The sequence below is a fragment of the Rhodococcus sp. NPDC056960 genome (genome assembly GCF_042674125.1).
In the GTDB taxonomy this organism is placed as follows: domain Bacteria; phylum Actinomycetota; class Actinomycetes; order Mycobacteriales; family Mycobacteriaceae; genus Rhodococcus_F.
On the sequence record NZ_JBHURF010000002.1, the window covers coordinates 280624 to 306284 of the forward strand.

Annotated in this window: 22 protein-coding genes and 1 riboswitch; of the genes, 14 read left to right on the forward strand and 8 right to left on the reverse strand. The window is 68.7% G+C overall.

The window, feature by feature from the left end; translation table 11 throughout:
* Positions 1-13: 13 nt before the first annotated feature.
* Complete coding sequence (locus ACFTWF_RS04360; RefSeq protein ID WP_378460041.1) at positions 14-1279, reverse strand: NAD(P)/FAD-dependent oxidoreductase; 1266 nt, start codon at positions 1277-1279, stop codon at positions 14-16.
* Positions 1280-1547: 268 nt separating this feature from the next.
* Between ACFTWF_RS04360 and ACFTWF_RS04365 the strand changes: the two genes are divergently transcribed.
* The 6 genes from ACFTWF_RS04365 to ACFTWF_RS04390 all read left to right on the forward strand — a co-directional run bounded on the left by ACFTWF_RS04365 (position 1548) and on the right by ACFTWF_RS04390 (position 6541).
* Positions 1548-2273 (forward strand): GntR family transcriptional regulator, encoded by a 726-nt coding sequence (locus ACFTWF_RS04365; RefSeq protein ID WP_378460042.1) that lies wholly within the window; start codon positions 1548-1550, stop codon positions 2271-2273.
* Positions 2274-2539: 266 nt separating this feature from the next.
* Positions 2540-3388 (forward strand): substrate-binding periplasmic protein, encoded by an 849-nt coding sequence (locus tag ACFTWF_RS04370; protein WP_378460043.1) that lies wholly within the window; start codon positions 2540-2542, stop codon positions 3386-3388.
* Between the two features lie 11 nt (positions 3389-3399).
* Complete coding sequence (locus tag ACFTWF_RS04375; RefSeq protein WP_378460044.1) at positions 3400-4137, forward strand: amino acid ABC transporter permease; 738 nt, start codon at positions 3400-3402, stop codon at positions 4135-4137.
* A gap of 52 nt (positions 4138-4189) precedes the next feature.
* A complete protein-coding gene (locus ACFTWF_RS04380; protein WP_378460045.1) occupies positions 4190-4978 on the forward strand; it encodes an amino acid ABC transporter ATP-binding protein in 789 nt (262 codons plus the stop codon).
* A 46-nt stretch (positions 4979-5024) separates the two neighbouring features.
* Positions 5025-5798 carry an SDR family NAD(P)-dependent oxidoreductase gene (locus ACFTWF_RS04385; RefSeq protein ID WP_378460046.1) on the forward strand — a complete coding sequence of 258 codons (774 nt, stop codon included), beginning with the start codon at positions 5025-5027 and terminating at the stop codon, positions 5796-5798.
* Positions 5795-6541, forward strand: coding sequence for an SDR family NAD(P)-dependent oxidoreductase (locus tag ACFTWF_RS04390; RefSeq protein WP_378460047.1), 747 nt, complete (start codon positions 5795-5797; stop codon positions 6539-6541). The genes ACFTWF_RS04385 and ACFTWF_RS04390 overlap by 4 nt, the downstream gene beginning before the upstream one ends.
* Before the next feature lie 13 nt (positions 6542-6554).
* Here the strand turns inward: ACFTWF_RS04390 and ACFTWF_RS04395 are convergent, their stop codons facing one another.
* Together ACFTWF_RS04395 and ACFTWF_RS04400 are read right to left on the reverse strand one after the other, a co-directional pair.
* The gene (locus ACFTWF_RS04395) at positions 6555-6710 is read right to left on the reverse strand and encodes a hypothetical protein (RefSeq protein ID WP_185726620.1); all 156 of its coding nucleotides are present in this window, start codon (positions 6708-6710) and stop codon (positions 6555-6557) included.
* 114 nt (positions 6711-6824) lie between these two features.
* Positions 6825-8462 (reverse strand): alpha/beta fold hydrolase, encoded by a 1638-nt coding sequence (locus tag ACFTWF_RS04400; protein ID WP_378460048.1) that lies wholly within the window; start codon positions 8460-8462, stop codon positions 6825-6827.
* A gap of 257 nt (positions 8463-8719) precedes the next feature.
* A riboswitch (cobalamin riboswitch) is annotated at positions 8720-8846 on the forward strand.
* Between the two features lie 49 nt (positions 8847-8895).
* On the opposite strand from ACFTWF_RS04400, the gene ACFTWF_RS04405 reads away from it, so the two are divergent.
* From ACFTWF_RS04405 to ACFTWF_RS04440, 8 genes are all read left to right on the forward strand, one after another.
* Positions 8896-9939: an ABC transporter substrate-binding protein gene (locus ACFTWF_RS04405; RefSeq protein ID WP_378460049.1), complete on the forward strand. Its 1044-nt coding sequence runs from the start codon at positions 8896-8898 to the stop codon at positions 9937-9939.
* 83 nt (positions 9940-10022) lie between these two features.
* On the forward strand, positions 10023-10997 hold the full coding sequence (locus tag ACFTWF_RS04410; protein WP_378460211.1) for a FecCD family ABC transporter permease: 975 nt from the start codon (positions 10023-10025) through the stop codon (positions 10995-10997).
* Positions 10994-11764 (forward strand): ABC transporter ATP-binding protein, encoded by a 771-nt coding sequence (locus ACFTWF_RS04415; protein ID WP_378460050.1) that lies wholly within the window; start codon positions 10994-10996, stop codon positions 11762-11764. The genes ACFTWF_RS04410 and ACFTWF_RS04415 overlap by 4 nt, the downstream gene beginning before the upstream one ends.
* Positions 11765-11887: 123 nt before the next feature.
* Positions 11888-12901: an alcohol dehydrogenase catalytic domain-containing protein gene (locus tag ACFTWF_RS04420; RefSeq protein WP_378460051.1), complete on the forward strand. Its 1014-nt coding sequence runs from the start codon at positions 11888-11890 to the stop codon at positions 12899-12901.
* Positions 12902-13061: 160 nt separating this feature from the next.
* On the forward strand, positions 13062-14648 hold the full coding sequence (locus ACFTWF_RS04425; protein WP_378460052.1) for an MFS transporter: 1587 nt from the start codon (positions 13062-13064) through the stop codon (positions 14646-14648).
* Between the two features lie 90 nt (positions 14649-14738).
* The gene (locus ACFTWF_RS04430; RefSeq protein WP_378460053.1) at positions 14739-15176 is read left to right on the forward strand and encodes a VOC family protein; all 438 of its coding nucleotides are present in this window, start codon (positions 14739-14741) and stop codon (positions 15174-15176) included.
* A gap of 68 nt (positions 15177-15244) precedes the next feature.
* On the forward strand, positions 15245-15907 hold the full coding sequence (locus tag ACFTWF_RS04435; protein ID WP_378460054.1) for a class I SAM-dependent methyltransferase: 663 nt from the start codon (positions 15245-15247) through the stop codon (positions 15905-15907).
* 154 nt (positions 15908-16061) lie between these two features.
* A complete protein-coding gene (locus tag ACFTWF_RS04440; RefSeq protein ID WP_378460055.1) occupies positions 16062-17576 on the forward strand; it encodes an amino acid permease in 1515 nt (504 codons plus the stop codon).
* On the opposite strand, the gene uvrA is transcribed toward ACFTWF_RS04440, so the two are convergent.
* From uvrA to ACFTWF_RS04465, 5 genes are all read right to left on the reverse strand, one after another.
* A complete protein-coding gene (gene uvrA, locus ACFTWF_RS04445; RefSeq protein ID WP_378460056.1) occupies positions 17563-20103 on the reverse strand; it encodes an excinuclease ABC subunit UvrA in 2541 nt (846 codons plus the stop codon). The two genes, ACFTWF_RS04440 and uvrA, sit on opposite strands and share 14 nt — an antisense overlap.
* A gap of 61 nt (positions 20104-20164) precedes the next feature.
* Positions 20165-21331 (reverse strand): NAD(P)/FAD-dependent oxidoreductase, encoded by a 1167-nt coding sequence (locus tag ACFTWF_RS04450; RefSeq protein ID WP_378460057.1) that lies wholly within the window; start codon positions 21329-21331, stop codon positions 20165-20167.
* A gap of 50 nt (positions 21332-21381) precedes the next feature.
* Positions 21382-22530, reverse strand: coding sequence for a Glu/Leu/Phe/Val dehydrogenase (locus tag ACFTWF_RS04455; RefSeq protein WP_378460058.1), 1149 nt, complete (start codon positions 22528-22530; stop codon positions 21382-21384).
* A 35-nt stretch (positions 22531-22565) separates the two neighbouring features.
* Entirely contained in the window at positions 22566-24119 is a 1554-nt protein-coding gene (locus ACFTWF_RS04460) for an aldehyde dehydrogenase family protein (protein WP_378460059.1), read from the reverse strand.
* Positions 24120-25568, reverse strand: a complete 1449-nt coding sequence (locus ACFTWF_RS04465; protein WP_378460060.1) for a VOC family protein — start codon at positions 25566-25568, stop codon at positions 24120-24122.
* Between the last annotated feature and the right edge of the window lie 93 nt (positions 25569-25661).

Below are 25661 nucleotides of genomic sequence, written 5' to 3' on the forward strand. Positions count from 1 at the left end.
GGCGGTAGGTCGATCAGGCGCGGCGCAGGGCGCGACGAGTGAGGAATCGATTGGGCGAGATCGACGCGGCGATTTCCGGAACTCGTTGGTGCAGAATGGAGTCTGCGACGATCTCGGCGGTCCCGGGTGCCAGCGTCAACCCGAGCATGCCGTGTCCGGAGGCGATGTAGGCGTTGTCGAGGTTGCCGAACTTGCCCACGATCGGCAGGCCGTCCGGCGTCATCGGCCGCAACCCGGCCCACGGTGCCGCGGCTCCGGGTGGATTGTCCCAGCCGACGAAGTTCTCGGCTGCCGCCCGCTGGATGGCGGCGACCCGGGTCTGGTTCACGCTCTCCTCGAAGCCGCCGAATTCCATGGTCCCGGCCAGCCGGATCATGCCGTTCAGTGGGGTGACCGCGACCCGGGCGTCCTCGAGCGTCAGTGACGTCTTCAGCTGGATCGGCGCGGGGCTGTAGTCGACGCTGTACCCCTTGCCGGGGCGGATCGGCATCGGAGCGCCGAGTTCCTTCGACAGCGGACCACTCCACACGCCGGCGGCCAGCAGCAACGCGTCGCCCGCGATCTGTTCCCCGGCGTCGGTGAGTACCCCGGTCACGGTGGTGCCGCGGCGCTGGAACTCGCGGACCCGGGTGTTCTCCCGGATCTCGACACCCAGTTCCTCGCAGCGCTTGACCAGGGCGCGCGTGAGCGAATCCGGCTCGAGCTGGCGGTCGTCGGCGAAGAACAGGCCGTGCTTGATCCGATCGTTCAGCGCCGGTTCGGTCTCCCGCACGCCGTCACGGTCGAGGTGGGTCGGGTGCATGCCGAAGCCCTCGAAGATCTTCAGGGAGCCGCAGTGCTCCTCGTAGCGCTCCCGGGTCTCGAAGGCCAGCAGCACACCGGCCTTGTGCATCTCGAAGTCGATGCCGTCCCGGGTGTATTCGTCGAGCAGGTCGTTCGCGTCCGACGCCAGGCGCAGGTGCGTCTCCAGCCCGAAGCGGAAGTCCCGGGCGGTGCAGTGCCGCGCCATGGTGAGCATGAATTTGAGGAAATCCGGTGCCACGGAAGGCTTCACGTATAGCGGGCTGTCGGGCTTGAGCATCCACCGGAGCCCCTGCAGGATCACGCCGGGTGCCGGGACCGGCCCGCTCTCGGCCAGCGCGATCTTCGCGGCGTTGCCGTGCGTGGCGGCCGACCCCGCGGTCCTGGCCTCCAGCACGACGACCTCGCAGCCGGCCTTGGCGAGACGGTACGCACTCGCCAACGCGACGACACCACCTCCGACAACAACGATTCGCATGATGTCTCGAACCTCCTGACGGCGCCGATCGGCGCTCGGATGCAACCAACGGGTCGCGACGATGTGGAAATTGCAGTTTGTCAGACAATCTGCGCTTGTGATGGGCAACACTAAGCACTGCCGGGCCCGGTGTCAACGGGTGGGCTTCGCCCGTGCGTGACCTGGGAGTCTCTGGACTCGCTCCGCACTCACGGCCGGCGGAGCTCCGCGATTGTCAGGCAATATGCATAATGGGTCCTGGAAAGTTCCCACTGGATCGAGGCGGATCATGGCGAAGTCACAGGTCACGACCGGCGGCGTGACGGCGGCACCGAGCGGTGGCGCCGCGCTGTTGCCGGTTGCCTCGACCACCCGTCGCGACGGCGTCATCGCCGAAATCAAGCGCGCGATCGTGCTCGGCACGCTGCAGCCGGGCGAGAAGCTCACCGAGGCTCAGCTCTCGTCGTCCCTGAGTGTCAGCAGGCCGACCGTCCGCGAGGCCCTCAACCAGTTGGCCCAGGAAGGGCTGCTCGTGCAGGAGCCGTACCGCGGCCTGCGGGTGGCGTCGCTCGACGCGAAGGCACTCCTCGACATCGCCGAGGCGCGCGTCGCGATCGACATGCAGGCGATGACCGCGGTCCTCGCCGACGCGTCCGGACGCCGCCTCGAGGTGGTGATGGACAGCTGGCGCGAGTACGCGCGGCTCGCCTTCGATCCGGACCCTCTCGTCCAGCACGACGCTCACCTGCGATTTCACCGCAGCATCTGGGCGGCGTCGGAGAATTACCTCCTGCTGAAGCTGTGGCCGGTCACCGAGGCCCACATCACGATCGCGCTCGCGCAGGACCAGTTCACCCGGTCGGACCCGCAGCGCGCCTTCGAGGTCCACCAGCGGCTGGTCGACGCCATCCAGACTCGCAACCTCGACAAGATCCGGGCAGCGTTCGTCGCGCACACCATCGACAGTGCCGAGGAATTGGTCGCCCTGATGGCGGCTGCCGAGTCCTCGGACTGACTCTCGGGACACCTCCGACGGCTGTGGCCGCGGAATGACTCCGTCCTCGAAAACCTTCGCAGACCCCTTGCGCTTCGTTTGATCGTCTGACAATCTTACGTAGACGGAAATGCGGCGTAGATCACACCTCGGGCCGCCTTCCGGGCCAGCCGAGCGACGGGAAAGCATCCCGCTTCGGGCGCGAAAGCCGCACCGACCTCGGATTTCGGACACAGTGCCGCCGCACTCACACGGCGCCTGCACCCTGCACACGAAGAGGGCACCTCATGCAAAAAAGCACCAACAGAGTTCTCGCCGTCGCCGGCATCTGCGTCGTCGCCGCGGCCGCCGGCTACTTCGGGGCCGGCCTGAGCAGCGGATCGGCGTCCGGCGGCGCCGGAGGTCCACAGGGTTCGTTCCTCGACGACATCAAGCAGCGCGGGGAGTTGCGGGTCGGCGTGGCGGTTGCCCCGCCGATGACCGTGCAGGGATCCGACGGATCGCTCGGGGGCCCGAACCTCATTCCGCTGCAGGATCTGGCCGATCAACTCGGGGTGGAGTTGAAGCCGGTGGCGGCCGAATGGAAGAACATCGTCGCCGGACTCCAGGCCGATCGCTACGACTTCGCCGCCAACCTCGACTACACCGTCGAGCGGTCGCTGGCCATCCAGTTCACCGACCCCGTCTACGAGTATCAGGGCGTGTACGTGGTGAAGGCGGACTCGCCGCACACCACCGCCGAGCAGATCAGGTCCGACGGCGGTTCCGTCGTCACCGCACAGGGATCGGCACCCGAAAAGGCCGTTCAGGCAACAGGCTTGACCGTCATGCCGGTCGACAACTACTCCAACGCCATCTCCGCCGTCCAGGCCGGCCGGGTGATCGCCGAGTTCACCGATCTGCCGACCGCCGAAGCGCAGACACTCGCCGACCCCGGCCTGAAGATCGTCGTACCCGACCCGGCGATCTACTCCGCGTCGGCCGCATACGGGATCCCCGCCGACACCGACGCGCGCTCTCTGCAGATCGTGAACATCGCCATCGAACGCGCCCGGGAGAGTGGACAACTCACCCGCGCCTACTCGGACGTCAACTACCGCGAGATCGACAATCTCGGCGATCTGGTCAAGAAGTAGGGACGGCTGTCATGAACGGATACGAATTCGACTGGGCCGTCGTCGCCGACGCGTTCCCCCTGATGCTCCACGGCCTCGTCGTCACCCTGGAACTCACGGTGATCACCATCGCGATCAGCATGGTCCTCGCCGTCCCCGTGGCGGTCGCGCGCATGTCGGAGATCGAACTGGTCCGCTGGGGCGCGCAGGCCTACATCGAGGTGTTCCGGTGCACCCCGATGCTCGTCCAGCTCTTCTGGATCTTCTACGCCCTCCCCGCGCTCACCGGCCTGACGATCTCCGGTTTCACCTCGGCGATCATCGCCCTGTCGGCGAATCTGACCGCCTTCATGGCCGAGGCGTATCGGAGCGGATTCCAGGCGGTGCCCGTCGAGCAGGTCGAGGCCGGGCAGATGTTGCGCCTGACGCGGCTACAGCAGCTGCGTTACATCATTGTGCCCCAGGCTATTCGGCAGCAGACGCCGGTGATCCTCTCGCTGAACATCTCGATCTTCAAGGATTCCGCGCTGGTGTCGACGATCGCCGTCGCCGACCTGATGTTCGTCGCCAACACCATTTCCTCGGAGACCTACCGTTCGCTGGAGGTCTTCACACTCGCCGCGGTGATCTACTTCGCGGTCGCCTTCCCGGTCTCCCTGGCCACGAGCAACCTCGAACGACGCATGCAACAGAACTCCGCCCGCGGGGCGACCGGCGGCCAGAACTTCCTCAGCCGCATGATTCCCGGGCGGCGGGTGGCGACCGCATGACGATCACGCACCCCGCCCCCATCGATCGCACGAACCACACCAGAGGCCAGCGATGAAAACCCTCGAATCCACCGCACCGTTCCAGACCGAAATCGGCGAAGTCCTCGTCTCCGCCCGCGGCCTGCAGAAGAGCTTCCACGGCCGCACCATCATGCGCAACGTCGACTTCGACATGCATGCCGGCGACATCACCGTCATCATCGGCAAGAGCGGATCCGGCAAGAGCACCATGTTGCGCGCCCTCGCCGGTCTCACCGACCCCGACGAGGGAACCATCGACTTCGACGGAATCCGGGTCTTCGAAGACCGGCAGCGCACCGAAGCGTGGTCCGACAAGAGCTTTCACGTCGGCATGGTCTTCCAGACGTACACCCTGTGGCCGCACATGAACGTCCTCGACAACCTCACCCTCGCCCCCCGCAAGCGGCTCGGGATGTCTGCCTCCGAAGCACGTGACCGCGCCGAGTCCGCGCTCGCGGAAGTCGGGATGAAGCAGCACATCCTCAGCCGGTGCCCCCAGCTGTCCGGCGGCGAACGCCAGCGCGTCGCCATCGCCCGCGCGTTGATGATGAAGCCGCGACTGCTGCTGTGCGACGAGATCACGTCCGCGCTCGACCCGCCGGTGGCCGCCGAGGTCCTCGAGGTGCTGCGGCGCCTGAAGGCCGAAGAGGGAATCGCCGTCGCGCTGGTCACCCACGACATGGCCTTCGCGTCGAAGGCCGCGGACCGCCTGGTGTTCTTCCAGGACGGCGAGATCGCGGTGAACACCACACCCGAACTCGCCTTCACCAAGTCCGACAACGTCGAGCTCAACAAGTTCATCGACGCAGTCCGGTTCTGACCACTCCACCACCGACACATTCCGACCGAAGGGGAGCAGCCAGACCATGTGCCCAACCCAGCCCACCCGTAGATTCGACGAGCGGATCGTGATCGTCACCGGCGCCGGCGGCGGCATCGGTGCGGCGATCAGCACCCGATTCGCCGACGAGGGCGCCCGCGTGCTCGTGTGCGACGCCGACGACGCAGCCGCCAAGACGGTCGCCGATCGACTCACCGGGCGGGGTCTGCGCGCCGAGGCCCGGGTCTTCGATGTCACCGACCCCGAGGCGTGCACGGCGCTCGCCGCGGACGTCCTGGACAGTCACGGCCGCATCGACGTCCTGGCCAACAACGCCGGCATCAACCGGCGCGGTGACCTGCTGTCGCTGAGCGAGAACGACTGGTCCGCCTCGTTCGCGGTGAACGTCGACGCCATGTTCCACCTGTGCCGCGCGGTGCTGCCGGCGATGATCGAGGCGGGCACCGGCGCGATCGTCAACACCGCGTCCCAGTGGGGCCTTTACCCCGCCCCGGGGCACATCGCCTACAACGTCTCGAAGGCCGCGGTGGTCTCCTTCACCCAGAACCTCGCCCGCGACTACGCCCCGCGGGGTGTCCGGGTCAACGCCGTCTGCCCCGGCGAAATCCACACCCCGATGCTCGAAGCCGGCCTGGCCCGCAAGGGCCTGACCGTCGCCGACCTCGACGAGAAGGTCCCGTTCGGGCGGATCGGCCGCCCCGAGGAGGTCGCCGCGCTCGTGGCCTTCCTCGCCTCCGACGAGGCCCCCTTCATCTGCGGCGCCGCCGTGGAAATCACTGGCGCACAGGCAGTCGCGTGACCGCCCCGCTCGCCGGAAAGGCGGTACTGGTGACCGGGGCCTCCCGGGGAATCGGCGCGGCCACCGCCCGCGCGGTCCACCGGGACGGAGGCGTCGTCGTCGTGCACTACGGGTCGAACAGGCGCGCGGCGAAAACCCTCGCCGAGGAACTCGGTGGCACGCGGGTTCACCTCGTCCAGGGCGACCTCACCGACCCCGCCGACACCCGCGCGGTGTGGGACGAGGCGGTGCGAATGTGCGGGCGGATCGATGTGCTGGTCAACAACGCGGGCGCCTGGATCGCGTCCCCGATCGACGACCAGTCCGCGTGGAGCGAGGGATGGAGCCGCAATTTGGCTCTCAACCTCACCGCGCCCGCCGATCTGACCCGATACGCGATCACCCATTTCCGCGAACACGGCGGAGGTGCCGTGGTGACCGTCGCCAGCCGCTCGTCCCATCGCGGTGACGACGCCGACCACCTGGCGTACGGCGCCGCCAAGGGTGCGGTCCTGGCGTTCACGCGGGGGGTCGCCCGGGGCTTCGCAGGCGAGAACATCCTCGCGTACGCCGTCGCGCCGGGATGGGTGGCCACCGACCTCGCCGGCGACGCGGTGTCCGGCGACGCGGCCGCCGCCCTACCGCTCGGCGAGGTCACCCCACCCGAGGACGTCGCCGAGACGATCGCCTTCCTCGCCTCCGGTCGCGCCCGGCACGCAACCGGAACCACGATCGACATCACGGGGGCGGACTACGTCCGCTGAGCCGTCGACCCGATCAGTACCAGTACTGCCGTCCGCCGACCTTGCGTCCGCGCAGTCCGAGGAGCAGGAGGACGAGACCGACGACGCCGACGATGAGGCCTGCGATCCACAGTGACGAGATCTTGACGATCAAGCCGATGACGATGAGAACCACGCCGATTGCGATCATGGCCAATTCCTTCGTGAGAGTGGGCTCGGGTGGTGCACGACCGTCCGACTCTCGACGGTAGGCCCGGTCAGGCGCTGCACGCCTCGCCCGTGCCGGGTGAAACGCAGCGATCCCTCATTCGAGGAGTGGTGCGGTGATCGGCGCCTCGGGGGCGTGGGTGACCGTGGTGTGCCCGGTCTCGAGGTACTCGGTGACGGCCTGGTCGACGACGGTGTTTCCGCCCTGGATTCCGGCGCCGTGATCTCCGCCCTCGACGGTGACCAGGTTCGCGCCCATGTCGTGGGCGAGTTGCACGCCGCCCAGATAGGGAGTCTGCGGGTCGCGCAGACCCTGCAGGACGAGCGGCGCCGTCGCCAGCCCCCTGTTGCTCAGCGTGGGCAGTGCGGTGACGGGCGGCGCACCGGCGCAGAAGGGCCCGGCGCTGTAGCCGTAGCCGATGAGGTCGAAGAGGTCGCCGGTGACGAAGGTGGAGAAGAGCCAGCCCGGGATGCGGTCCGGGCGGTCGGGGACGCCGTTCTCGTTGCACAGGACGAGCGACTGCATCATCTGAGACTGCTCGATCCGCGCCAACTCCTGCTCCGACAGGTCCTTCATTCCGACGCCTTGGGGTATCGCGCCGACGCCGTCCCGGATCACCCGCGCCATGAGCGGCCAGCCGTTGCGGGCGGGAAGCACCTGACGGGTCATCACGTAGATGCTGGACGACATCTGGGTGTGCGACGGATCGGCGAGGCTGCGCACGAACGCCTCGAACTGGACGCGGGCCGGTCCGGTGAGATCGACCCCGCCGCGGTAGGCGTCGGCGAGGGCTTCGAGGCCGGGCGGCACGTCACCGACCTCGGCGGGCGGAGGCGCGAGGGTGGGGTTGCCGCCGGCCTCCTCGACCACCCGGTCGGACCACCGCTGATAGACCTTCAGCGGCGTGTCACCGAGCCCGTACGTGTCGTCGTGGGCGGCGATCCAGTCCATGAGGTCGTAGAAGCGTTTCTTGTAGCCGTCGTTCTGCTGCCACAGCACGTCGTTCCACAGCCAGTGCTGATCGACGGCGGAATCGAGGACCATGCGACCGGTGTGCTGGGGAAACAGCGTCGCGTAGGTGGATCCGAGGATCGTGCCGTAGGACAGGCCGTAGATGTCGATCACGTCCTCGCCCAGCGCGAGCCGGACCTGATCCCAGTCCCGCGCGGTGTTCTCGGTCGTCAGGTGCGCCGTGGTGCCGGGGGCCGCGGACTCGCATGCGGCCCGCGTGGCGGCCCCGCCGAAGCCGAGACCCAGTGCCGTCGTCTGCTCGGGGGTCAGGGTGCAGTCGACGGCGCCGGCGTACGGGAGCCCGCGCGGTTGCACACCGATCACGTCCCACTGCGCGCGGACGGCGTCGGGCAGGATGTCGGCGAACATGCTGGTCGAGCCGATCGCGTCGCCGCCGGGCCCACCGGGGTTGGTGAACAGGACGCCTCGGCGCGCGCCCGGATCCTCGGCGCGGTGGCGGGTGACGAGCACGTCGATCGTGCCGCCGGCGGGGTCGGCGTAATTGCGGGGAACGGTGACCGAGGCGCACTGATCGGCCGCCGGATCGCGCTCGTACTCGGCCGGGCACGACCCCCAGGCGAGGCCGCCACCCGGAGCCGGCTGCGCGGTGGCGAGCGGTGCGGCCCCCACGGCGACCGCGGCGGCGATGCCGGCGGCGAGAGCCACGAATCGGTGACGGTGTGAGAACGGCGTGTCGTGCAGGTGTCTGTCCATCCCCGGCATATTTCGCGGTCCCCCTCGTAGTCCCGTGTCGTGACGACAGCGGCGCCCGGCGCACCATCGCTCCGCCGCCAGTGTCGCAGACGCGCTGTGGATTCCCGGGTGTGCCGCAGCGGTGCGTGGCAGTTCGGCATGCCGTCAGCGCGATCGTAGAAGAAGTCCCGGACGTCCCCGTACGGCATCGCGGTCGACGGGCGACCGCTGTCCGAATACACCCGTGAGTACTTGTTAACCGCCCGCGGTTAACAAGTACTCACAGGGGCTATGGTGTGCGAGGCCGTCCGTGCGGCCACGATCGGCGAGGGAACCCGGTGTGAATCCGGGACTGACGCGCAACGGTGACGGTCCGAACAGGGCCGGAGTCCGACTGCTCACCGATCGAGTTCGGTGTTCCTCGGCTCCGCGACTGAGCCCTGATGAAGGAGTTCTTCTCGTTATGCGCACGTCCTGGCACCGTCTCGGTGTCACCCTCACTGCCGCCTCGATCCTGCTGCTCTCCGCCTGCTCGTCGACGCCGGACGAACCGGCGTCGGAGGCGGCCCCGGGCGCGTCCGCCTTTCCGATGACCGTCGAGAACTGCGGCCACACCGTCACGATCGACGCACCGCCGCAGCGCGCGGTGTCGCTGAACCAGGGCTCGACCGAGATCCTGCTCTCCCTTGGACTGGCGGATCGGATGGTGGGAACCGCCACCTGGACCGACCCGGTCCGCGAGAACCTGGCCGGCGACAACGCCCGCGTTGCGCGGCTGGCCGACAACAAACCGTCCTTCGAGGTGGTCCTCGACACCGAACCCGATTTCGTGACGGCGTCGTTCGGGGGCACTCTCGGCCCGGGTGGTGTCGCCGACCGCGACCAGTTCGACCAGCTCGGGGTGCCCAGCTACCTCTCCCCGACCGACTGCGTCGACAAGACCGACGAGAGCGTGAACGCCGACGGCGCCCGCACCGAACCGCTGCGCATCGACACCGTCTACAAGGAGATCCGGGAACTCGCCGCCATCTTCGACGTCCGCGAGCGCGGCGAGCGGTTCGTCGCGGAACTGCAGCAGCGCTTCGACGCCGCATCCCGTGAGGTCACGGCCTCCGGGGTGTCGCTGGCGTTCTGGTTCGCCGACACCAGGACCCCGTACATGGCGGGCTGCTGCGGCTCGTCCGGGATCATCACCAACTCGGTTGCCGCGCAGAACATCTTCGCCGACACCACCAACGAGTGGCCCCAGGTGAGCTGGGAGAGCGTGCTCGACCGCGACCCCACCGCACTGGTGCTCGCCGACCTCAGCCGGCGCAGCATCGACGGCGACGCACTCGACAGCAAGATCGCGTTCCTCGAGTCGAACCCCGTCACGCAGCGGCTCACCGCCGTCCGCGACAAGCGGTACATCGTGGTCAACGGCGCCGACCTGAACCCGTCGATTCGCACCGTCGACGGCGTGGAGAAGACGGCGGCCGCGCTGAAGCAGTGGGGACTGGCGCGCTGACCACGACCGCGACCCGACGCGAAAACCGAACGGCACGGGCCGCGTCCGGACCGGCGCTCGGGGTGCTCCTGCTCGGCGCCCTGATGGTGCTGGCCGGGTCCATCGCGGTGGTCATCACCTTCGGTCCCGCCAGCCTGTCGGTCGGCGACGTGTATGCGGTGGTGCTCGAGCACGCGGGTGTCGGCACGTCCGGGGTGAGCCGGATCAAGGACGGCATCGTGTGGGAGCTCCGCCTGCCGCGGACCCTCCTCGCCGCCGTCTGTGGCGCCGGGCTGGCCCTGTGCGGGACGATCATGCAGTCACTGCTGCGTAATCCGCTCGCCGACCCGTTCGTGCTCGGCATCTCCTCCGGGGCCTCGACCGGCGCCGTCGTCGTCGTGGTCCTCGGGCTCGGTGCCGGCGCCGTGTCGCTGTCCGCGGGCGCGTTCGCCGGTGCGGTGATCGCGTTCGTCCTGGTGATGCTGCTGGCGAGCGGTGCCGGTGGCGGCACCTCCCGGGTGGTGCTCGCCGGAGTGGCTGGTACACAGCTCTTCTCCGCGCTCACGTCGTTCATCGTGATCTCCTCCGCCGACGCCGAGCAGACCCGCGGGGTGCTGTTCTGGCTGCTGGGATCGCTGTCGGGCGCCGACTGGACCGACGTCGCCGTGTGCGGCGCGATCACCCTGGCCGGCCTGGTGGTGTGCCTGACGCAGTCGTCGGCGCTCGACGCGTTCACGTTCGGCAACACCGCGGCCGCCGCACTCGGGGTGTCCGTGCGGTGGATCCGCCTTCTGCTGCTCGGGATCACCGCCCTGGTCACCGCGGCGCTCGTCAGCGCGGCGGGCGCGATCGGGTTCGTGGGTCTGGTGCTCCCGCACGCCGCACGGTTCCTCGTCGGCCCCCGGCACAGCCGGCTGCTCCCGACCACCGCCGTGGTCGGGGCGATCTTCCTGGTGTGGGTGGACGCAATCGCCCGCACCGTGTTCGCGCCCCAGGAAGTCCCGGTCGGGGTCGTCACCGCGCTGATCGGCGTCCCCGCGTTCGCGATCATCCTGTTCCGCATGAGGACGAGCCCATGACGCTGCGCGCGCGAAACCTCCGCTGGAGCCGCGGCGGACACCTCGTCCTCGACGGGGTGACGATCGACCCGGCACCGGGCGAGACCATCGGGCTTCTCGGCCCCAACGGGTCGGGCAAGTCCTCACTACTGCGACTGCTCAGCGGGATCGCCGAACCCGACCTCGGCCGGGTCCTTCTCGACGACAATGACATTCGGCAACTCCGGCGACGGCACATCGCCCGTCGGGTCGCGATGGTCGATCAGCATGCCGACACCGAGGTCGACATCACCGTGATCGACGTGGTTCGGCTCGGCCGCATCCCGCACCGCGGGCTGTTCGGCGGCGACGAGTCCGCGGACGCCCGGGCCGTCGAGGACGCGCTCGCGCACACCGGCATGACAGAGCACGCACACCGCTTGTGGCACACCCTGTCCGGAGGCGAACGCCAGCGTGCCCAGATCGCCCGCGCCCTCGCGCAGCAGCCGGACGAGTTGCTCCTCGACGAACCGACCAACCACCTCGACATCCAGCATCAGCTCGACATCCTGTCGCTCGTCGCCGAACTGCCCCTCACCAGCTACATCGCCCTGCACGACCTGAACCTGGCCGCGATGTTCTGCGACCGGGTGGTGGTCCTCGACCGCGGGTGCATCGTTGCGGCCGGCCGACCTGCGAAGGTGATCACCGAGACCCTCGTCGAGAGGGTGTACCGGGTGCGGGTCGCGGTCACCCTCGACCCCGGCACCGGCTATCCCACGGTCACCTACCGACCGCAGACCGTCTGACATCGGTGCGGTGGTTACCTGCCGACTCTTGTCAGGAGTTCCGCCGAGGGGCTTGACTGGAATCTGGTCTACGACGGCTCGGGTGACCGGGACCGCGACAACACAGAGACAGTGAGGATGCAGATGCCTACCCATCAGGCTGTTCACGTCCAGGGCCCCGGCGAGCCGCTGACACTGGTCGACGTCGAAACCGTGTCGCCGCCCCGCGACCACGTGCGCATCGCCGTCGCCGCGTGCGGGGTGTGCGGCACCGACCACGGGTTCGTCAACGGCGGATTCCCCGACATGTCGTGGCCGCTGACGCCGGGACACGAAATTGCCGGAACCATCGCCGAGGTCGGCGACGGCGTCGACAACTTCTCCGTCGGCGACCGCGTGGCCGTGGGTTGGTTCGGTGGGCACTGCAACAAGTGCATCCCGTGCCGGAAGGGTTTCTTCATCAATTGCGAAAAGTTGCAGGTCCCGAGTTGGCAGTATCCCGGCGGATACGCGGAGTCGGTGACAGCGCCGGCCAATGCGCTCGCCCGCATCCCCGACGAGCTGTCGTTCGCGGAAGCCGCCCCCATGAGCTGTGCCGGCGTCACCACGTATGACGCGCTCCGGAAGACCAACGCGGTGCCGGGCGACCGCGTCGCCATCCTCGGTGTCGGCGGGCTCGGCCACCTCGGTGTGCAGTTCGCCCGCGCGATGGGCTTCGAGACGGTCGCCATCGCACGCGGTGCGAACAAGGGTGACGACGCCCGTGAACTCGGTGCCCACCACTACATCGACTCCACCGCCGGTGACGTCAGCGAGGCGTTGCAGGCTCTCGGTGGCGTGTCGGTGGTGCTGGCGACCGCGGCGAACTCGAAAGCCATGGGTGACACGGTCGGCGGGCTGCTTCCGCACGGAGAACTCACCGTCATCGGGGTCACCCCCGACCCTCTGCCGATCAGTCCCCTGCAGCTGATCACCCCCGGCCTCAGCGTGACGGGCCACCCCTCCGGCACCGCACGCGACGTCGAGGAGACGATGCACTTCGCGGTCCTGTCCGGGGTGCGCGCGCGAATCGAGGAGCGGCCCCTGGCCCAGGCCGCGGAGGCCTACGCGGCGATGGATGAAGGAAAAGCCCGCTATCGCATGGTCCTCACCATGTGAACCTCCGCGGAATGCCGCTGGCCAAACGGGCCATCGACCACCTGACGGCGCGATACGCTTCACGTCGAACCGGCCGTGAGAACGGCGGGTGTGCGCCCGAGGAGGTGGCCGTGATGTCACGGATTTCCTGGCACCCGTCTTACATCCACGCCGGTGTCCGATGAGCGCGGAATCGGCTACGAGTGGTTCCGAGCGGGCGGCGGGCGGGCAACGTGTGCTCGCGCTCCTGCTGTCGATGGCCATGTTCGTCCTGGTGGTCGACACGTCCCTGATGAACGTGTCGATCTCGTCGGTGGTTCGAGATCTCGACACGACCGTCAGCGGCGTCCAGGCGGCCATCGCCCTCGAGGCGCTGGTGTCGGCGGCGTTCATCTTGATCGGCAGTAAGGTCGGCGACCTCATCGGGCGCAAACGCGCGTACGTGCTGGGTCTGCTCGGTTACGCCGTGGGTGCGTCGGCGATGGCGCTCGCGCAGAGCCTGACGGCGATCATCGTGTTCTGGGCGGTCCTCGGCGGAATCGGCGCATCACTCCTGCTGCCCGCGATGCAGTCGCTCATCCACGGCAACTTCGAAGGCGACGCCCAGAAGAAGGTGTACGCCCTCGTCGGCGCGGCGGCCGCGATCGCCGCGGCCGTCGGACCGCTGCTCGGAGGGTTCATCACCACCTACCTCTCCTGGCGCATCGCGTTCGTCCTCGAGGTCGTCATCATTGTGGTCGTGTTGTCGGGCATCAGACTCGTCCGGGATGTGCCGTACACCGGACCGCGGGGTGTCGACGTGGTCGGTGCGTCACTCTCCGTGCTGGGCATGGGCGGCATCGTGCTGGGAATCCTGGTGTGGCAGGAGGGTGGCGAGGCCGTGGCCGCGCTGCTGGTGATCGGCGCGCTCGCACTGACCGGGCTGGCGTACTGGCTCGTGCGGCGCAAGCGGCGCGGCCAACCGACTCTCCTGGACCCGGATCTGTTCACGTCCAAGGTCTTCCGGTTGGGGATCACCCAGCAGATGCTCCAGCAGATCGCGTTGGGCGGCACCATGATTGCGTTGCCGATCTACCTGCAGATGGTGCTCGAGTACAACGCGATGCAGGCGGGACTGTCTCTCGCGCCCCTCTCCCTGAGCATGTTCGCGGTGGCGTTGCTCGCGGGGAAGAAGGCGGGCGATCGGCGCCCCAGCAGCATCGTCCGGTGGGGTTTCGTCCTGCTCACGGTCGGGGTTCTGGCGCTGGTCCCGATCGTGCCGCGTGCGGAGTTCGGCTGGGCGCTGGTGGTCCCGCTGATCGTCGCGGGGTCGGGGCTGGGATTGCTGGTGTCGCAACTCAACAACTACACGCTCGCCCCGATCTCGGACGAGCGGGTCAGCGAGGCCGCAGGCACCAATTCGGCGGCGGGTTCGTTCGGGCTGTCGTTCGGGCTGGCGTTCGCCGGGGCCATCATGCTCGCCACGTTGTCCCTCACGTTCACCGCGATGGCGCAATCGAGCACCGTCCTCCCGCCGGCAGACCAGCAGCACGTGGCTCAGGTGCTCGAGAACGACGCGGAAGTCATGAGCAACACCCAACTCGAAGGCCTGCTGGCCGACCAGCCTCCCGCAATTCAGGACGAGATCATCCGCATCAACACCGACGCGCGACCCCTCGCCCTGCAGGTGGCGTTGCTCGTTCCGATCCTGGCCGGTCTCCTCGGGCTCCTCAACTCGTTCCGCATGATGCGCATCCCGGACGAGGCGGATGTGGATCGAGGACAGTAGCTGTCCTACGAGCGTGGCAGGGTGTGGTTCACGACCTGCCGCGGGCGATCGTCCCGGGGCGGTACCGGCATCCCCGAAAGGACGGCACTCATGGCTCGCGAAATCCAGGTGACCTTCGATTGCGGCGACCCGGCGGCGTTGGCGAGCTTCTGGGGCGAGGTTCTCGGCTACCGGATCCAGGCGCCGCCACCCGGGTTCGACACCTGGGACGCTGCGCTCACGGCGATGGGAATTCCCCCCGAGCGCCGCAACGACGCGTCGGCGCTGATCGATCCCGACGGATCCGGACCGCGGGTCTTCTTCCAGCGTGTGCCGGAGGGCAAGACCGCGAAGAATCGGGTTCACCTCGACGTACGCGCGGCTCCCGGATCGGTGGGCGACGAACGGATGGCGGCGCTGGAAGCGGAGTGCACCCGACTGGTGGCCCTGGGCGCGACCCGGGTGGCACGGTTCGAGCCCGCGCCGCCGCTGCAGGGCGGCCACATCGTGCTGACCGACCCCGAGGGCAACGAATTCTGCCTCGATTGACGGGCCGCACGCCGCCGACGCGTGCGACGATGGGGTGCCGAGAGCAGTCGCCGTGGGAAGGGATGCAGATGACCGAGCGGTCAGGCACTCCCGCTGACGATCCGTTCCGCGGCCGGCAGCCGACCAGTCACGAACGGCAGTCCGGCAGGCCCTGGGACGCGTCGTACGAGGACGGCCCCGCGCCGTGGGACATCGGGCAACCGCAGCGGGCGATCGTGCAACTGGCCTCGGCCGGCGCGTTCACCGGTGCGGTTCTCGATGCGGGCTGCGGGACCGGCGACAACGCGCTTCATGTGGCGTCGCTGGGGTTGCGGGTTCTCGGTGTCGACGTCGCCGAGACGGCGGTCGCGATGGCACGGGACAAGGCCGGGGCGCGCGGCATCGATGCCGAATTCGTGGTGGCCGACGCGTTCGCACTGGGCCGGCTGGGTCGCACGTTCGAGACGGTCCTGGACTGCGGTCTGTTCCACACGTTCGAGGGCGACGAGCGACGCGACTACGTGGCGAGTCTCGCGTCCGTGACCGACCGCGGCGCGACCCTGTACGTGTTGTGCTTCAGCGACATCGACCCGGAGAACAGCGGCCCGCATCCCGTCGGGCGGGACGAGTTGGATGCCGCGTTCGACCGGAGCAGCGGGTGGACCGTCGCGGCCGTCGAGCCGAGCCGGATCGAGACGACGTTCGCCGCGGACGGCATCCCGGCGTGGTTGGCGACGATCACCCGGATCTAGCCCGCGGAACCGAATTCGCGCAGCGGCCGCTGGCCCCTCCGCTCCCCTCCGATCTGGCTCTGGGCGGGTCCTGTTTCCGAGTCGTAGGGTGAGTTGATCCACCAAACAAGTGACGTGGATCACACGCATTCGGTCAACGCCCTCTGGAGGAAATGTGGACAGTACCGTTCCCGAAGACACCGACAGTTCCGGTCTCGGTAAGGGCCTGAAACGCCGGCACATGAACCTGATCGCCCTCGGGGGCGTGATCGGTGCCGGACTGTTCGTTGGCAGCGGCGTCGTCATCGGTGGCGCGGGTCCCGCCGCGATCGTCTCGTTTCTCCTCGCCGGCATCATCACGTTGCTGATCATGCGGATGCTGGCGGAGATGGCGGTGGCCAGGCCGGTGGTCGGATCGTTCTACGTCTACGCCCGTCAGGCGCTCGGACGTCGGGCCGGCTTCGCCACGGGGTGGATGTACTGGTACTTCTTCGTGATCGTCGTCGCGGTCGAGGCCATCGCCGGCGGCCGGATCCTGCAACTCTGGGTACCGATGGTGCCGCTGTGGCTCCTGAGCCTGGGGCTGATGCTCCTGCTGACGGCCACCAACATGGTCTCCGCCCGCTCCTACGGCGAGTTCGAATACTGGTTCTCGTCGATCAAGGTGGTCGCGATCGTCCTGTTCCTCGGGATGGGCGCCCTCTGGATCACCGGGCTGTGGCCCGATTCCACACCGGGACTGGGCAACCTCGTGAGTCACGGAGGGTTCACCCCGCTGGGCTGGGGTGCGGTGCTCGCCGCGGTCGTCCCCTGCGTCGCCTTCTACACCGGCGCCGAGATCGTGACGATCGCCGCAGCCGAGTCGGAGGAGCCGAAACGCGCTGTTGCCCGGGCCATGCGGTCGATCGTCGCGCGCATCGTGACGTTCTACGTCGGTTCGATCTTCGTCGTCGTCACCATCCAGCCGTGGGACACCGAGAGTGTCGGTGTGAGCCCGTACGCGTCGGTGCTCGAAGTGCTCGGAATTCCCGGTGTGGCCACGATCATGAACTTCATCGTCCTCACCGCGGTCCTGTCCTGCCTGAACTCCGCGCTGTACACCACGTCCCGGATGTTGTTCGCGCTCACCAGGAACGGCGACGCACCCGCGTTCTTCACGAAGCTGTCGCGCAACGGCGTGCCGCGTCGCGCGATCCTGCTGGGCACCACCATCGGATACGTCTCCGTCGCCTGTACATACGTGTGGGGCGACATCGTCTTCAACTTCCTCGTCAACTCCTACGGTGCGGTCGCGCTCTTCGTGTACCTCCTGATCGCCATCTCCCAGGTGGTGCTCCGCCGGCGGCTCGAGCGCGAAGATCCTGCGGCGCTGCAACTCCGGATGTGGTTGTTCCCGTGGCTGAGCTACGCCACCATCGCGCTGATGGCCACGGTCATCCTCGCGATGGCCTTCCTGCCGACCACCCGCTCGCAGTTCCTCATGAGTGGTCTGACGTTGATCGCCATCCTGATCGCATACGAGGTGCGCCGGTGGATGGGATCGGCCGGCGTCGACGCAGAATCGCTGTCCCCGGCGGCCCCGATCGGCTCGTCGGCCGAGTCGGACGGGCCGGACGTGTCGGACGGGTCGGACGTGTCGGACGAGGCGAACACCGAGACCGAGAGGCGCGGCACCCCTATGCAGGGGTGAGATGCCGGGCGAGATAGGTGGCGGTGGCGGAGCCGGCGGTCCCGGCGACGCTCGCCGGGGGCCCCGCGGCGACGATGCGACCGCCGTCGTCTCCGCCACCGGGCCCGAGGTCGATCATCCAGTCGGCCGACGACACCACGGACATGTCGTGTTCGACCAGGACGACGGTGTTGCCGGCGTCGACGAGCCGGCGGAGCACCTCCATGAGGCGGTCGACGTCGGCCGGATGGAGCCCGGTGGTGGGTTCGTCGAGTACGTAGAGGGTGTGGCCGGATCGGATGCGCTGCAGTTCGGTGGCCAGCTTGACGCGTTGCGCTTCACCGCCCGACAGGGTGGTGGCCGATTGGCCGAGTTTCAGGTATCCGAGACCGACCTCGACCAGCATGCTCAGGCTCTTCGTCGCCGCGGGAACGTGGTCGAGGAAGGCACGGGCCTCGTCGACCGTCATCGCGAGCACGTCGGCGATCGTGCGGCCGTCGACGAGGATCTCGAGGGTGTCCGCGTTGTACCGTGCGCCGCCGCACGTCGGGCAGGGTGCGGACGCTTCGGGAAGGAACAGCATGCCGACAGTGATCGACCCGGCTCCCTCGCACTCCTCGCAGCGGCCGCCGGCGACGTTGAACGAGAATCGGCCGGGCCGGTACCCCCGGGCGCGGGCCGTGGGGTCGGCGGCGAACAGTTTCCGGATCACGTCGAACAGTCCCGTGTAGGTCGCGAGATTGGAGCGTGGCGTGCGGCCGATGGGGGTCTGGTCCACCCGCACCAGTCGGTCGAGGTGCCCGAGCCCGTGCGTGGCCACGACCGTCGGCTCGGAGTTGCCGTCGCGGGCGTCCGCGACCGCGGTCGTGAAGTCCTCGGATTCCTCCCCGGACGTGTCGGCGCCGGGATCGGTGTCGATGCCGAGGTGCTGGGAGACGACGTCGGTGAGCACCCGGCTGACGAGGGTGGACTTTCCCGATCCGGACACCCCGGTGACGGCGGTGAGCACCCCGAGCGGGATCTGCACGGTCAGATCCCGCAGGTTGTGCATGGTGATGCCGGCGAGCTCGATCCACCCGCTCGGCCGGTCCGGTGGCCGATGGCGCGGGGCGGCGTCGAAAAGGTATCGGCGAGTGACTGATTCGGGTATCTGCGCGAGACCGTCCACCGCGCCGCTGTACAGTACCCGCCCGCCGTGCTCTCCCGGCCCGGGGCCGACGTCGACGATCCAGTCGGCCGCCCGGACCACGTCGAGGTTGTGTTCGATGACGAAGACGGAGTTCCCCGACGCACGCAGTCGCCGCACGGCGGTGACCAGTGCCTCGGTGTCGGCGGGATGCAGACCCGCGGACGGTTCGTCGAGCACGTACAGCACCCCGAACAGGCCCGACTGCAGCTGGGTGGCCAACCGGAGTCGCTGCAGTTCCCCCGGCGAGAGCGTCGTGGTCGACCGGCCGAGGCTCAGGTATCCGAGCCCGAGTTCGGACAGCCCGCCGAGGCGTCCGAGGAGGTTGTCCACCAACGCCGCCGCGGCCTGCTCCGTCGCATCGGAGGATGCGGAATCGCGAGGAAGGACGGCGGTTTCGAGGATCGCGGCCAGCTCCGCCAGGGACAGTTCGGCGGCCTCGGCCACATCGAGGCCGGCGAACCGCACCGCCAGCGCCTCCGGCCGCAACCGCTTGCCGTCGCACGCGCTGCAGGGGCGGGACTCCAGATAGCGGCCGACCTTCGTCCGCTGGGCCGCGCTCTTCGTCGTCGCGAACGTGTGCAGGACGTAGGTGCGCGCACTCGAGAACGTTCCCTGGTAGTCGCGCACCATCTTTCCGGGGTCGCGCACCGGCGACACGGTGACCGTGGGTTGTTCGTCGGTGGTGAGGATCCAGTTCTGCTGATCGGCGGGAAGCTCGGACCAGGGCCGGTCCACGTCGATTCCGAGCGTGTCGAGGATGTCACGGTAGTTCTTTCCCAGCCACGCACCGGGCCAGGCCGCGACGGCGCCGTCGCGGATGCTCAGGCTCGGGTCCGGCACCAGTGCGTCGACGTCGACGTCGTGGGTGCGGCCGAGCCCGTGGCAGGCCGGGCAGCCGCCCTCGGGGGTGTTGGGCGAGAATGCGTTCGAGTCGAGGATCGCGGCGCCCGGCGGGTACGTCCCGGCGCGGGAGAACAGCATGCGCAGCACGTTCGAGATGTGAGTGAGGGTGCCGACCGACGACCGGACGGACGTGTGACCGCGGGCCTGCTGCAACGCGACCGCCGGTGGGAGCCCGGTGATGTCCCCGACCTTGGGGGCGCCGATCTGATCCATCAACCGGCGCGCGTACGGCGTGACGGACTCGAGGAAACGCCGCTGCGCCTCGGCGTAGATGGTGCCGAACGCCAGCGACGACTTGCCCGATCCCGAGACGCCGGTGAACGCGACGATCACGTCCCGGGGAATGAACACGTCGATGTGGGCGAGGTTGTGTTCGCTGGCGTCGAATACCTCGACCCCGCCGAACCCCACGTGCGGTCCCGGTTCGGCCGGTCGCGCGGGATCGAAGGTGGGCACCACTACTCCAGACGTCGATTTCCTGCTCGGACAGGCTACCTCGCGGTCGCGCGATCCGCGGTCAGACGATGTTCGTTTCACCCGCGCCGATACCGGCCCGGGCGAAGCGGTCCAGGGTGAAGGCGCTGATGTCGTATCCGGGTTCCCGGCCGTGGTAGAGGTCGCGCACGATCTCCCCGGTCGCCGGTCCCATCAGGAAGCCGTGGCCCGAATACCCGGTGGCGATGAGCAGGCCGTCGACCTCGGTGGAGCGGTCGATGATCTGGTTGCGGTCGGGGGTGACCTCGTAGAGCCCGGCCCAGCCGGTGCTGATGCCGTAGTCGAGTACGGCGGGCACCCGGGCCTCGGCGATGGCGCCGAGGCCCAGCAGCCAGTCCTCGAGTTCGAATTTCAGGTTGAACCCCACGGGCTCGTCCGGGTCCGACCAGCCGAGCAGCAGGCCCTTGCCTTCGGGGTGGAAGTAGAAATTCGACGGGAAGTCGATGGTCAGCGACGGCGACGTGTCGGGCAGTTCGGACAGCGGTTCGGTGAAGGCGATCTGCCGGCGGACGGGGACGACGGGGATGTTCACCCCGAGCATCGCGCCGATCCCGGCCGACCAGGCGCCGGCCGCGCACACCACGGTGCCGGTCGCGATACGCCCGTGCTCGGTGACGACGGCGGTGATCGTGCCGCCGGTGCTCTCGATGTCGGTGACCGCGCAGTGCCGGATGATGCGGGCGCCGTGTCGGCGAGCGGCCGCGGCGTATCCCATCACGACCGATTCCGGGGTGGCCTTGCCGTCCTCCGGTGACCAGGATGCGGCGAGGAGGCCGTCGGTGCCGATCAGCGGCGAGATCTTCTGGGCTTCCTCGGGGCTGATCATCCGGCTCGGAACTCCGTGACGGTTTTGCAGCGCAACGCTTTCGGTGAAGATGTCGACGTTGGCCTGATCCGACAGGAGGTACAGGTAGCCGTCGCGGCTGAAGTCGATCTCCTGGTGGTATTCCTGGGCGAACCGCGAATACACCTCGAGGCCGCGCAGACCGATCGCAATGTTGGCCTCGTTGCTGAAGGAGGCGCGGACACCGCCTGCGGCCTTGCACGTCGAGCCGCACGCCAGTTCGTCCTTCTCCAGGAGGACGACGTCGGACACCCCGGACTGGGCGAGGTGGAACGCGATGCTGGCGCCGATGACGCCCCCGCCGATCACGACGACGGACGCCTGTTCGGGAAGTTCCTTGCTCATGTCGCCCTCTTCTTTCCTTCGAGAGTAGTGAAGTTGTGACCGGCCGGACGTCAGAACGCGGCGGTCCGGGGTGCTCGCCCGCGCAGTTCCATGGCTTCGCGCACACGGTCCTGGGCGGTGGCACGGGCGACGTGATGGGTGGTGCGGCCCTGCGCCTTCGACGCGGCGAGGGTGTCGAGGGTGCAGGCGCGCAGCTTGTCGGAGATGTTGTCGAACACCGCGGCGGGTTCGGGCCGGATCCCGGAGTAGCGGGCGTCCATGGCCACGGCGGCGGCGACGACACCGCCGGCGTTGGCGATGAAATCGGGAACCACGGTGATGCCGCGGTCGAAGAGCACCGCCTGCGCGTCGGGGCTGCTCGGCAGGTTCGCGCCTTCGACGACGATCCTCGCGGGCAGGGTGCGGGCGAGATCGGTGTCGATGACGTCCTGCAGCGCGGCCGGGATCAGGATGTCCGCGGTCACCGAGAGTTCCTCTCCGGCGGCGAGGGGTTTGGCGTCGGAGTACTGGTCGACGAGTCCGTCCCCGAATTCGTCCCGCAGCGCCAGCAGCTGCGCGACGTCGAGGCCGTCCGGGTTGTGGAGGCCGCCCCGGGAGGTGGACACGGCGACGACGGTGGCGCCGAGTTCGGCCAGACGTTTCGCGGTCGCGGCCCCGACCGCCCCGAAGCCCTGAATCGACACGCTCAGCGAACCGGTGGCCAGCCCGACGGCCTGCGCGGCGGCGTCCGCGGATTCGGCGACCCCGTGCCCGGTGACCCCGAGCTGGTCGTAGGGCAGACCGCCGAGCGCGTGCGGGGTGCCGACGGCGCCGCCGCGGCCGCCGACCTCGTCGAGCATGATCGCGGCGTCCTTCTCGGTGAGGCCGACGTCGAGGCCGAAGACGTATTCCTCGGGGACCTCGTTGCGCAGGGCCCGGACGAACGCCCGCAGCACCGCCTCCTTCGAGGACGCGGTCGGGTCGGCCCAGATCCCGGCCTTGGCGCCGCCGTAGAACAGGTCGACCCCCGCCCATTTCCACGTCATGTTGCGGGCCAGGCGGGCGACCTCCCCGACGCTGACGGTGGTCGACATCCGGGTGCCGCCCTTACCCATGCCGCGGGCGGTGTTGTCGATGACCAGCACACCGCGCATCCCGGTGCGGGCGTCGGAGACGCACACGACCTTCTCCGGACCCCACTCGTCGATCAGTTCGAACATCGTTGCGCTCCTTCTCGAAATGCTGAGGGGCCGGTTCAGGCGAAGTTGACGCCCTGAGCCAGGGGCAGCTCACGGGAGTAGTTGACGGTGTTGGTGGCGCGTCGCATGTAGGCGCGCCACGCGTCGGAACCGGATTCGCGGCCGCCTCCGGTGGTCTTCTCGCCGCCGAACGCGCCGCCGATCTCGGCGCCGGACGTGCCGATGTTGACGTTGACGATGCCGCAGTCCGAGCCGTCGGCGGCGATGAACCGCTCGGCCTCCCGCTGGTCGGTGGTGAAGATCGCCGACGACAATCCCTGCGGGACGTCGTTGTGCAGGGCGATGGCCTCCTCGAACGTGTCGTAGGTCAGCACGTAGAGGATCGGGGCGAAGGTTTCGTCCTTGACGATGTCGGACTGTGCGGGCATCCGCACGATCGCCGGTTCGACGTAGTACGAGTTGTCGCTGCTCGGCCGGCGGGCGCCACCGGCGAGGATCTGCCCGCCCTGCGCGACGGCCTTGTCGAGGGCGTCGGCCATGTTGGCGTACGACTTGCCGTCGATCAGCGGGCCGACGAGGGTGCCGTCGGCGAACGGGTCGCCGATCGGCAGCCGCCCGTACACCTCGGAGATGCGGCCGACGAGTTCGTCGGCGATGTCCCGGTGCACGATGATGCGGCGCATCGAGGTGCAGCGCTGCCCGGCGGTGCCGGCCGCGGCGAAGACGATGCCGCGGGTGGCGAGGTCGAGGTCTGCGGACGGGGTGACGATCGCGGCGTTGTTGCCGCCGAGTTCGAGGATGGCGCGGCCGAAGCGGGCGGCGACGCGGGGAGCGATCTGCTCACCCATCCGCTCGGAACCGGTCGCGGAGATCAGCGGCACCTTCGGGCTGTCGATCAGGGCCTGGGTGTCCGCGGCGGACGCCGAGACCAGGACGTTGAGGTTGGCCGGGGCACCGGATTCCTTCGCGGCGCGGTCGAACAGTGCCGAGCAGGCGGCGGCGGTGAGGGTGGTCAGCTGCGCCGGCTTCCAGATCACCGAGTCACCGCAGACGATCGCCAGCGCCAGGTTCCACGACCACACCGCGGCCGGGAAGTTGAACGCGGAGACGACACCGACGACACCGAGCGGGTGCCAGGTCTCCATCAGGCGGTGCCCGGGGCGCTCCGACGGCATGGTGCGCCCGTCCAGCTGGCGGGACAGCCCGACCGCGAAATCGCAGATGTCGATCATTTCCTGCACCTCGCCGAGGGCCTCGGAGCGGATCTTGCCGACCTCGATGCCGATGAGGTGGGCGACGTCCTCCTTGTGCTCGGTGAGCAGCTCACCGAGGCGTTTGATCAGGAATCCGCGGACCGGGCCGGGCACGGTGCGCCACTGCAGGAACGCTTCGTGGGCGGCGTCGATGGCGGCCTCGACGTCGGCGGCGTCGGCGGCGGGGTAGTCGAAGAGGTCCTCGCCGGTGACCGGGGTGCGGGCGGTGATCGTGTTCTTCGCGTCGGTGTCCAGGATGGACAGATCCACCCCACACCGCTGCAGGCTGGTGCGGGCGAGGGTACGCAGTTCCTCGGTGGTGGGCAGGGTCACGGTGTCGGTGACAGCGGTGCTCATTTACTTGACTCCTTGGGTAGCAATGTTTTTCGGTTCTTCGACGGGTCCGCGGATTCCCAGTCGGCCGGCGACGTCGGCCAGGGATTCGCGGCGGATCCCGTCGTAGAGGTCGTACTGGTCGTGCAGGGGGCGGCCGAGGACTCCTTCCATCCAGGCGGCGTCGATGTCGGTCGTCGACTGGGTGGTGTCCTTGTGACCGTCCGACGTCAGGTTGGACTGGAAGATCCCGGCCGCGGACTTCGGCAGGAAGTCCTCGTAGACAATGGGTTCCGGGCGAACCCAGCCCTGGTCGATCAGGTCCGGCAGGGACCGGGGCGGGGTGTGCCCGTTCGGTTGCCTGCCGGTGTCGACCGTGTACGTGAAGTACGCCAGGTCGTGCAGGGCCAGGCCGTGCTCGGTGGCCGGCACGTGCCGATTCCACAACCCGGCGGCGATGGTGTTGCGCTCGCGGGCCGACACCGGCGCGGCGGCGGCCGCCTCCCGGACCGCCTGCTCGGTCTCGACCGTCAACCGGTCGTAGACCTCGCGGCCACGGACGGTGGCGGCGATGCCGCGGGCCTCCACCTCCCCGAATCGCACTCGCAGTGAACCCTTCTCGATGCTGCCGTCGGGTTCGCGGAACACCCGCGGTTCGGCCAGCGCCCGGAACGAGGTCTGCCGCAGCAGCAGATCCGGACCGGCCCACCGCGGCGGCCCCTGGATCGTGTCGATCATCTCGATACCGCGGCCCTGCATGCGGGTGTACAGGTCGTCGATGTCGAGCACGCGCGGGGTCAGGTGATTGATGTGCGTGCTGGTGACGCCACCGATATCCGCGGCCACCGACGAGACCTGCTCGAGTTCGCGGTACCAGGCGCGGTCGACCGCCTCCGTCGACAGCTCGAGCGCCGCGGTGGCCAGGGTCAGGAACATCTCCGCGTCACCGGAGTTCAGGCCCCCGTATTCGGCGGCCCGATCCGCCAGGACCAGCAGTTCGGCGGTGAACAGCCGGCGCCGGCCGAGGAAGTTCTCCAGCCTGCGCTGCAGATCGGCGCTGAAGAAGCGGCGATCCGACGGCACCAGCATCGAGGTGAACACCCGGAACGGGTTGCGGGCCAACTCCTCCGGATCGACCGGCCGGAAGGCGGTCGAGACGACCGGCACCGAACTGGACGCGGCCTCACGCAGGTCGTAGAACCCGACCGGGTACATGCCCATCGCCGCGAACACCCGGGCGACCTGTGCCATCTCCTGTGGGGTCCCCACTCGGATGGCGCCGTGTCGTTCGGCGGTGACCCTTGTGGTGGAGCCCAGCCGTTCGGCGTCTGCACCGAGGGCGGACAACACGGTGTCGTTGACTGCCTGCGACACCGCGAGCAACGAGGTGTAGGCCGGAACTTCCTTCCCGTACAAATGCGAGAGGCGGCGCGCGAACTCGGCGCGCAGTTCCCATTGCTCGGTGATCGGCATGGCGTGCAACTCCCGGGTGGGTGAGGATCGAGTGATTGTTTCCGCCTGCTCATCGTGGACCGCAGAAATCGATAGCACCAGCGAAGGAAATTG

What these genes read in the sequence shown, in the direction of transcription:
- ACFTWF_RS04450 (WP_378460057.1), bottom strand. Translation starts at nt 21,331, where the DNA reads ATGAGCAAGGAACTTCCCGAACAGGCGTCCGTCGTCGTGATCGGCGGG.
- ACFTWF_RS04415 (WP_378460050.1), top strand. Translation starts at nt 10,994, where the DNA reads ATGACGCTGCGCGCGCGAAACCTCCGCTGGAGCCGCGGCGGACACCTC.
- ACFTWF_RS04460 (WP_378460059.1), bottom strand. Translation starts at nt 24,119, where the DNA reads ATGAGCACCGCTGTCACCGACACCGTGACCCTGCCCACCACCGAGGAA.
- ACFTWF_RS04420 (WP_378460051.1), top strand. Translation starts at nt 11,888, where the DNA reads ATGCCTACCCATCAGGCTGTTCACGTCCAGGGCCCCGGCGAGCCGCTG.
- ACFTWF_RS04455 (WP_378460058.1), bottom strand. Translation starts at nt 22,530, where the DNA reads ATGTTCGAACTGATCGACGAGTGGGGTCCGGAGAAGGTCGTGTGCGTC.
- ACFTWF_RS04380 (WP_378460045.1), top strand. Translation starts at nt 4,190, where the DNA reads ATGAAAACCCTCGAATCCACCGCACCGTTCCAGACCGAAATCGGCGAA.
- ACFTWF_RS04375 (WP_378460044.1), top strand. Translation starts at nt 3,400, where the DNA reads ATGAACGGATACGAATTCGACTGGGCCGTCGTCGCCGACGCGTTCCCC.
- ACFTWF_RS04360 (WP_378460041.1), bottom strand. Translation starts at nt 1,279, where the DNA reads ATGCGAATCGTTGTTGTCGGAGGTGGTGTCGTCGCGTTGGCGAGTGCG.
- ACFTWF_RS04425 (WP_378460052.1), top strand. Translation starts at nt 13,062, where the DNA reads ATGAGCGCGGAATCGGCTACGAGTGGTTCCGAGCGGGCGGCGGGCGGG.
- ACFTWF_RS04430 (WP_378460053.1), top strand. Translation starts at nt 14,739, where the DNA reads ATGGCTCGCGAAATCCAGGTGACCTTCGATTGCGGCGACCCGGCGGCG.
- ACFTWF_RS04465 (WP_378460060.1), bottom strand. Translation starts at nt 25,568, where the DNA reads ATGCCGATCACCGAGCAATGGGAACTGCGCGCCGAGTTCGCGCGCCGC.
- ACFTWF_RS04400 (WP_378460048.1), bottom strand. Translation starts at nt 8,462, where the DNA reads ATGCCGGGGATGGACAGACACCTGCACGACACGCCGTTCTCACACCGT.
- ACFTWF_RS04405 (WP_378460049.1), top strand. Translation starts at nt 8,896, where the DNA reads ATGCGCACGTCCTGGCACCGTCTCGGTGTCACCCTCACTGCCGCCTCG.
- ACFTWF_RS04385 (WP_378460046.1), top strand. Translation starts at nt 5,025, where the DNA reads ATGTGCCCAACCCAGCCCACCCGTAGATTCGACGAGCGGATCGTGATC.
- ACFTWF_RS04435 (WP_378460054.1), top strand. Translation starts at nt 15,245, where the DNA reads ATGACCGAGCGGTCAGGCACTCCCGCTGACGATCCGTTCCGCGGCCGG.
- ACFTWF_RS04370 (WP_378460043.1), top strand. Translation starts at nt 2,540, where the DNA reads ATGCAAAAAAGCACCAACAGAGTTCTCGCCGTCGCCGGCATCTGCGTC.
- ACFTWF_RS04365 (WP_378460042.1), top strand. Translation starts at nt 1,548, where the DNA reads ATGGCGAAGTCACAGGTCACGACCGGCGGCGTGACGGCGGCACCGAGC.
- ACFTWF_RS04410 (WP_378460211.1), top strand. Translation starts at nt 10,023, where the DNA reads ATGGTGCTGGCCGGGTCCATCGCGGTGGTCATCACCTTCGGTCCCGCC.
- ACFTWF_RS04395 (WP_185726620.1), bottom strand. Translation starts at nt 6,710, where the DNA reads ATGATCGCAATCGGCGTGGTTCTCATCGTCATCGGCTTGATCGTCAAG.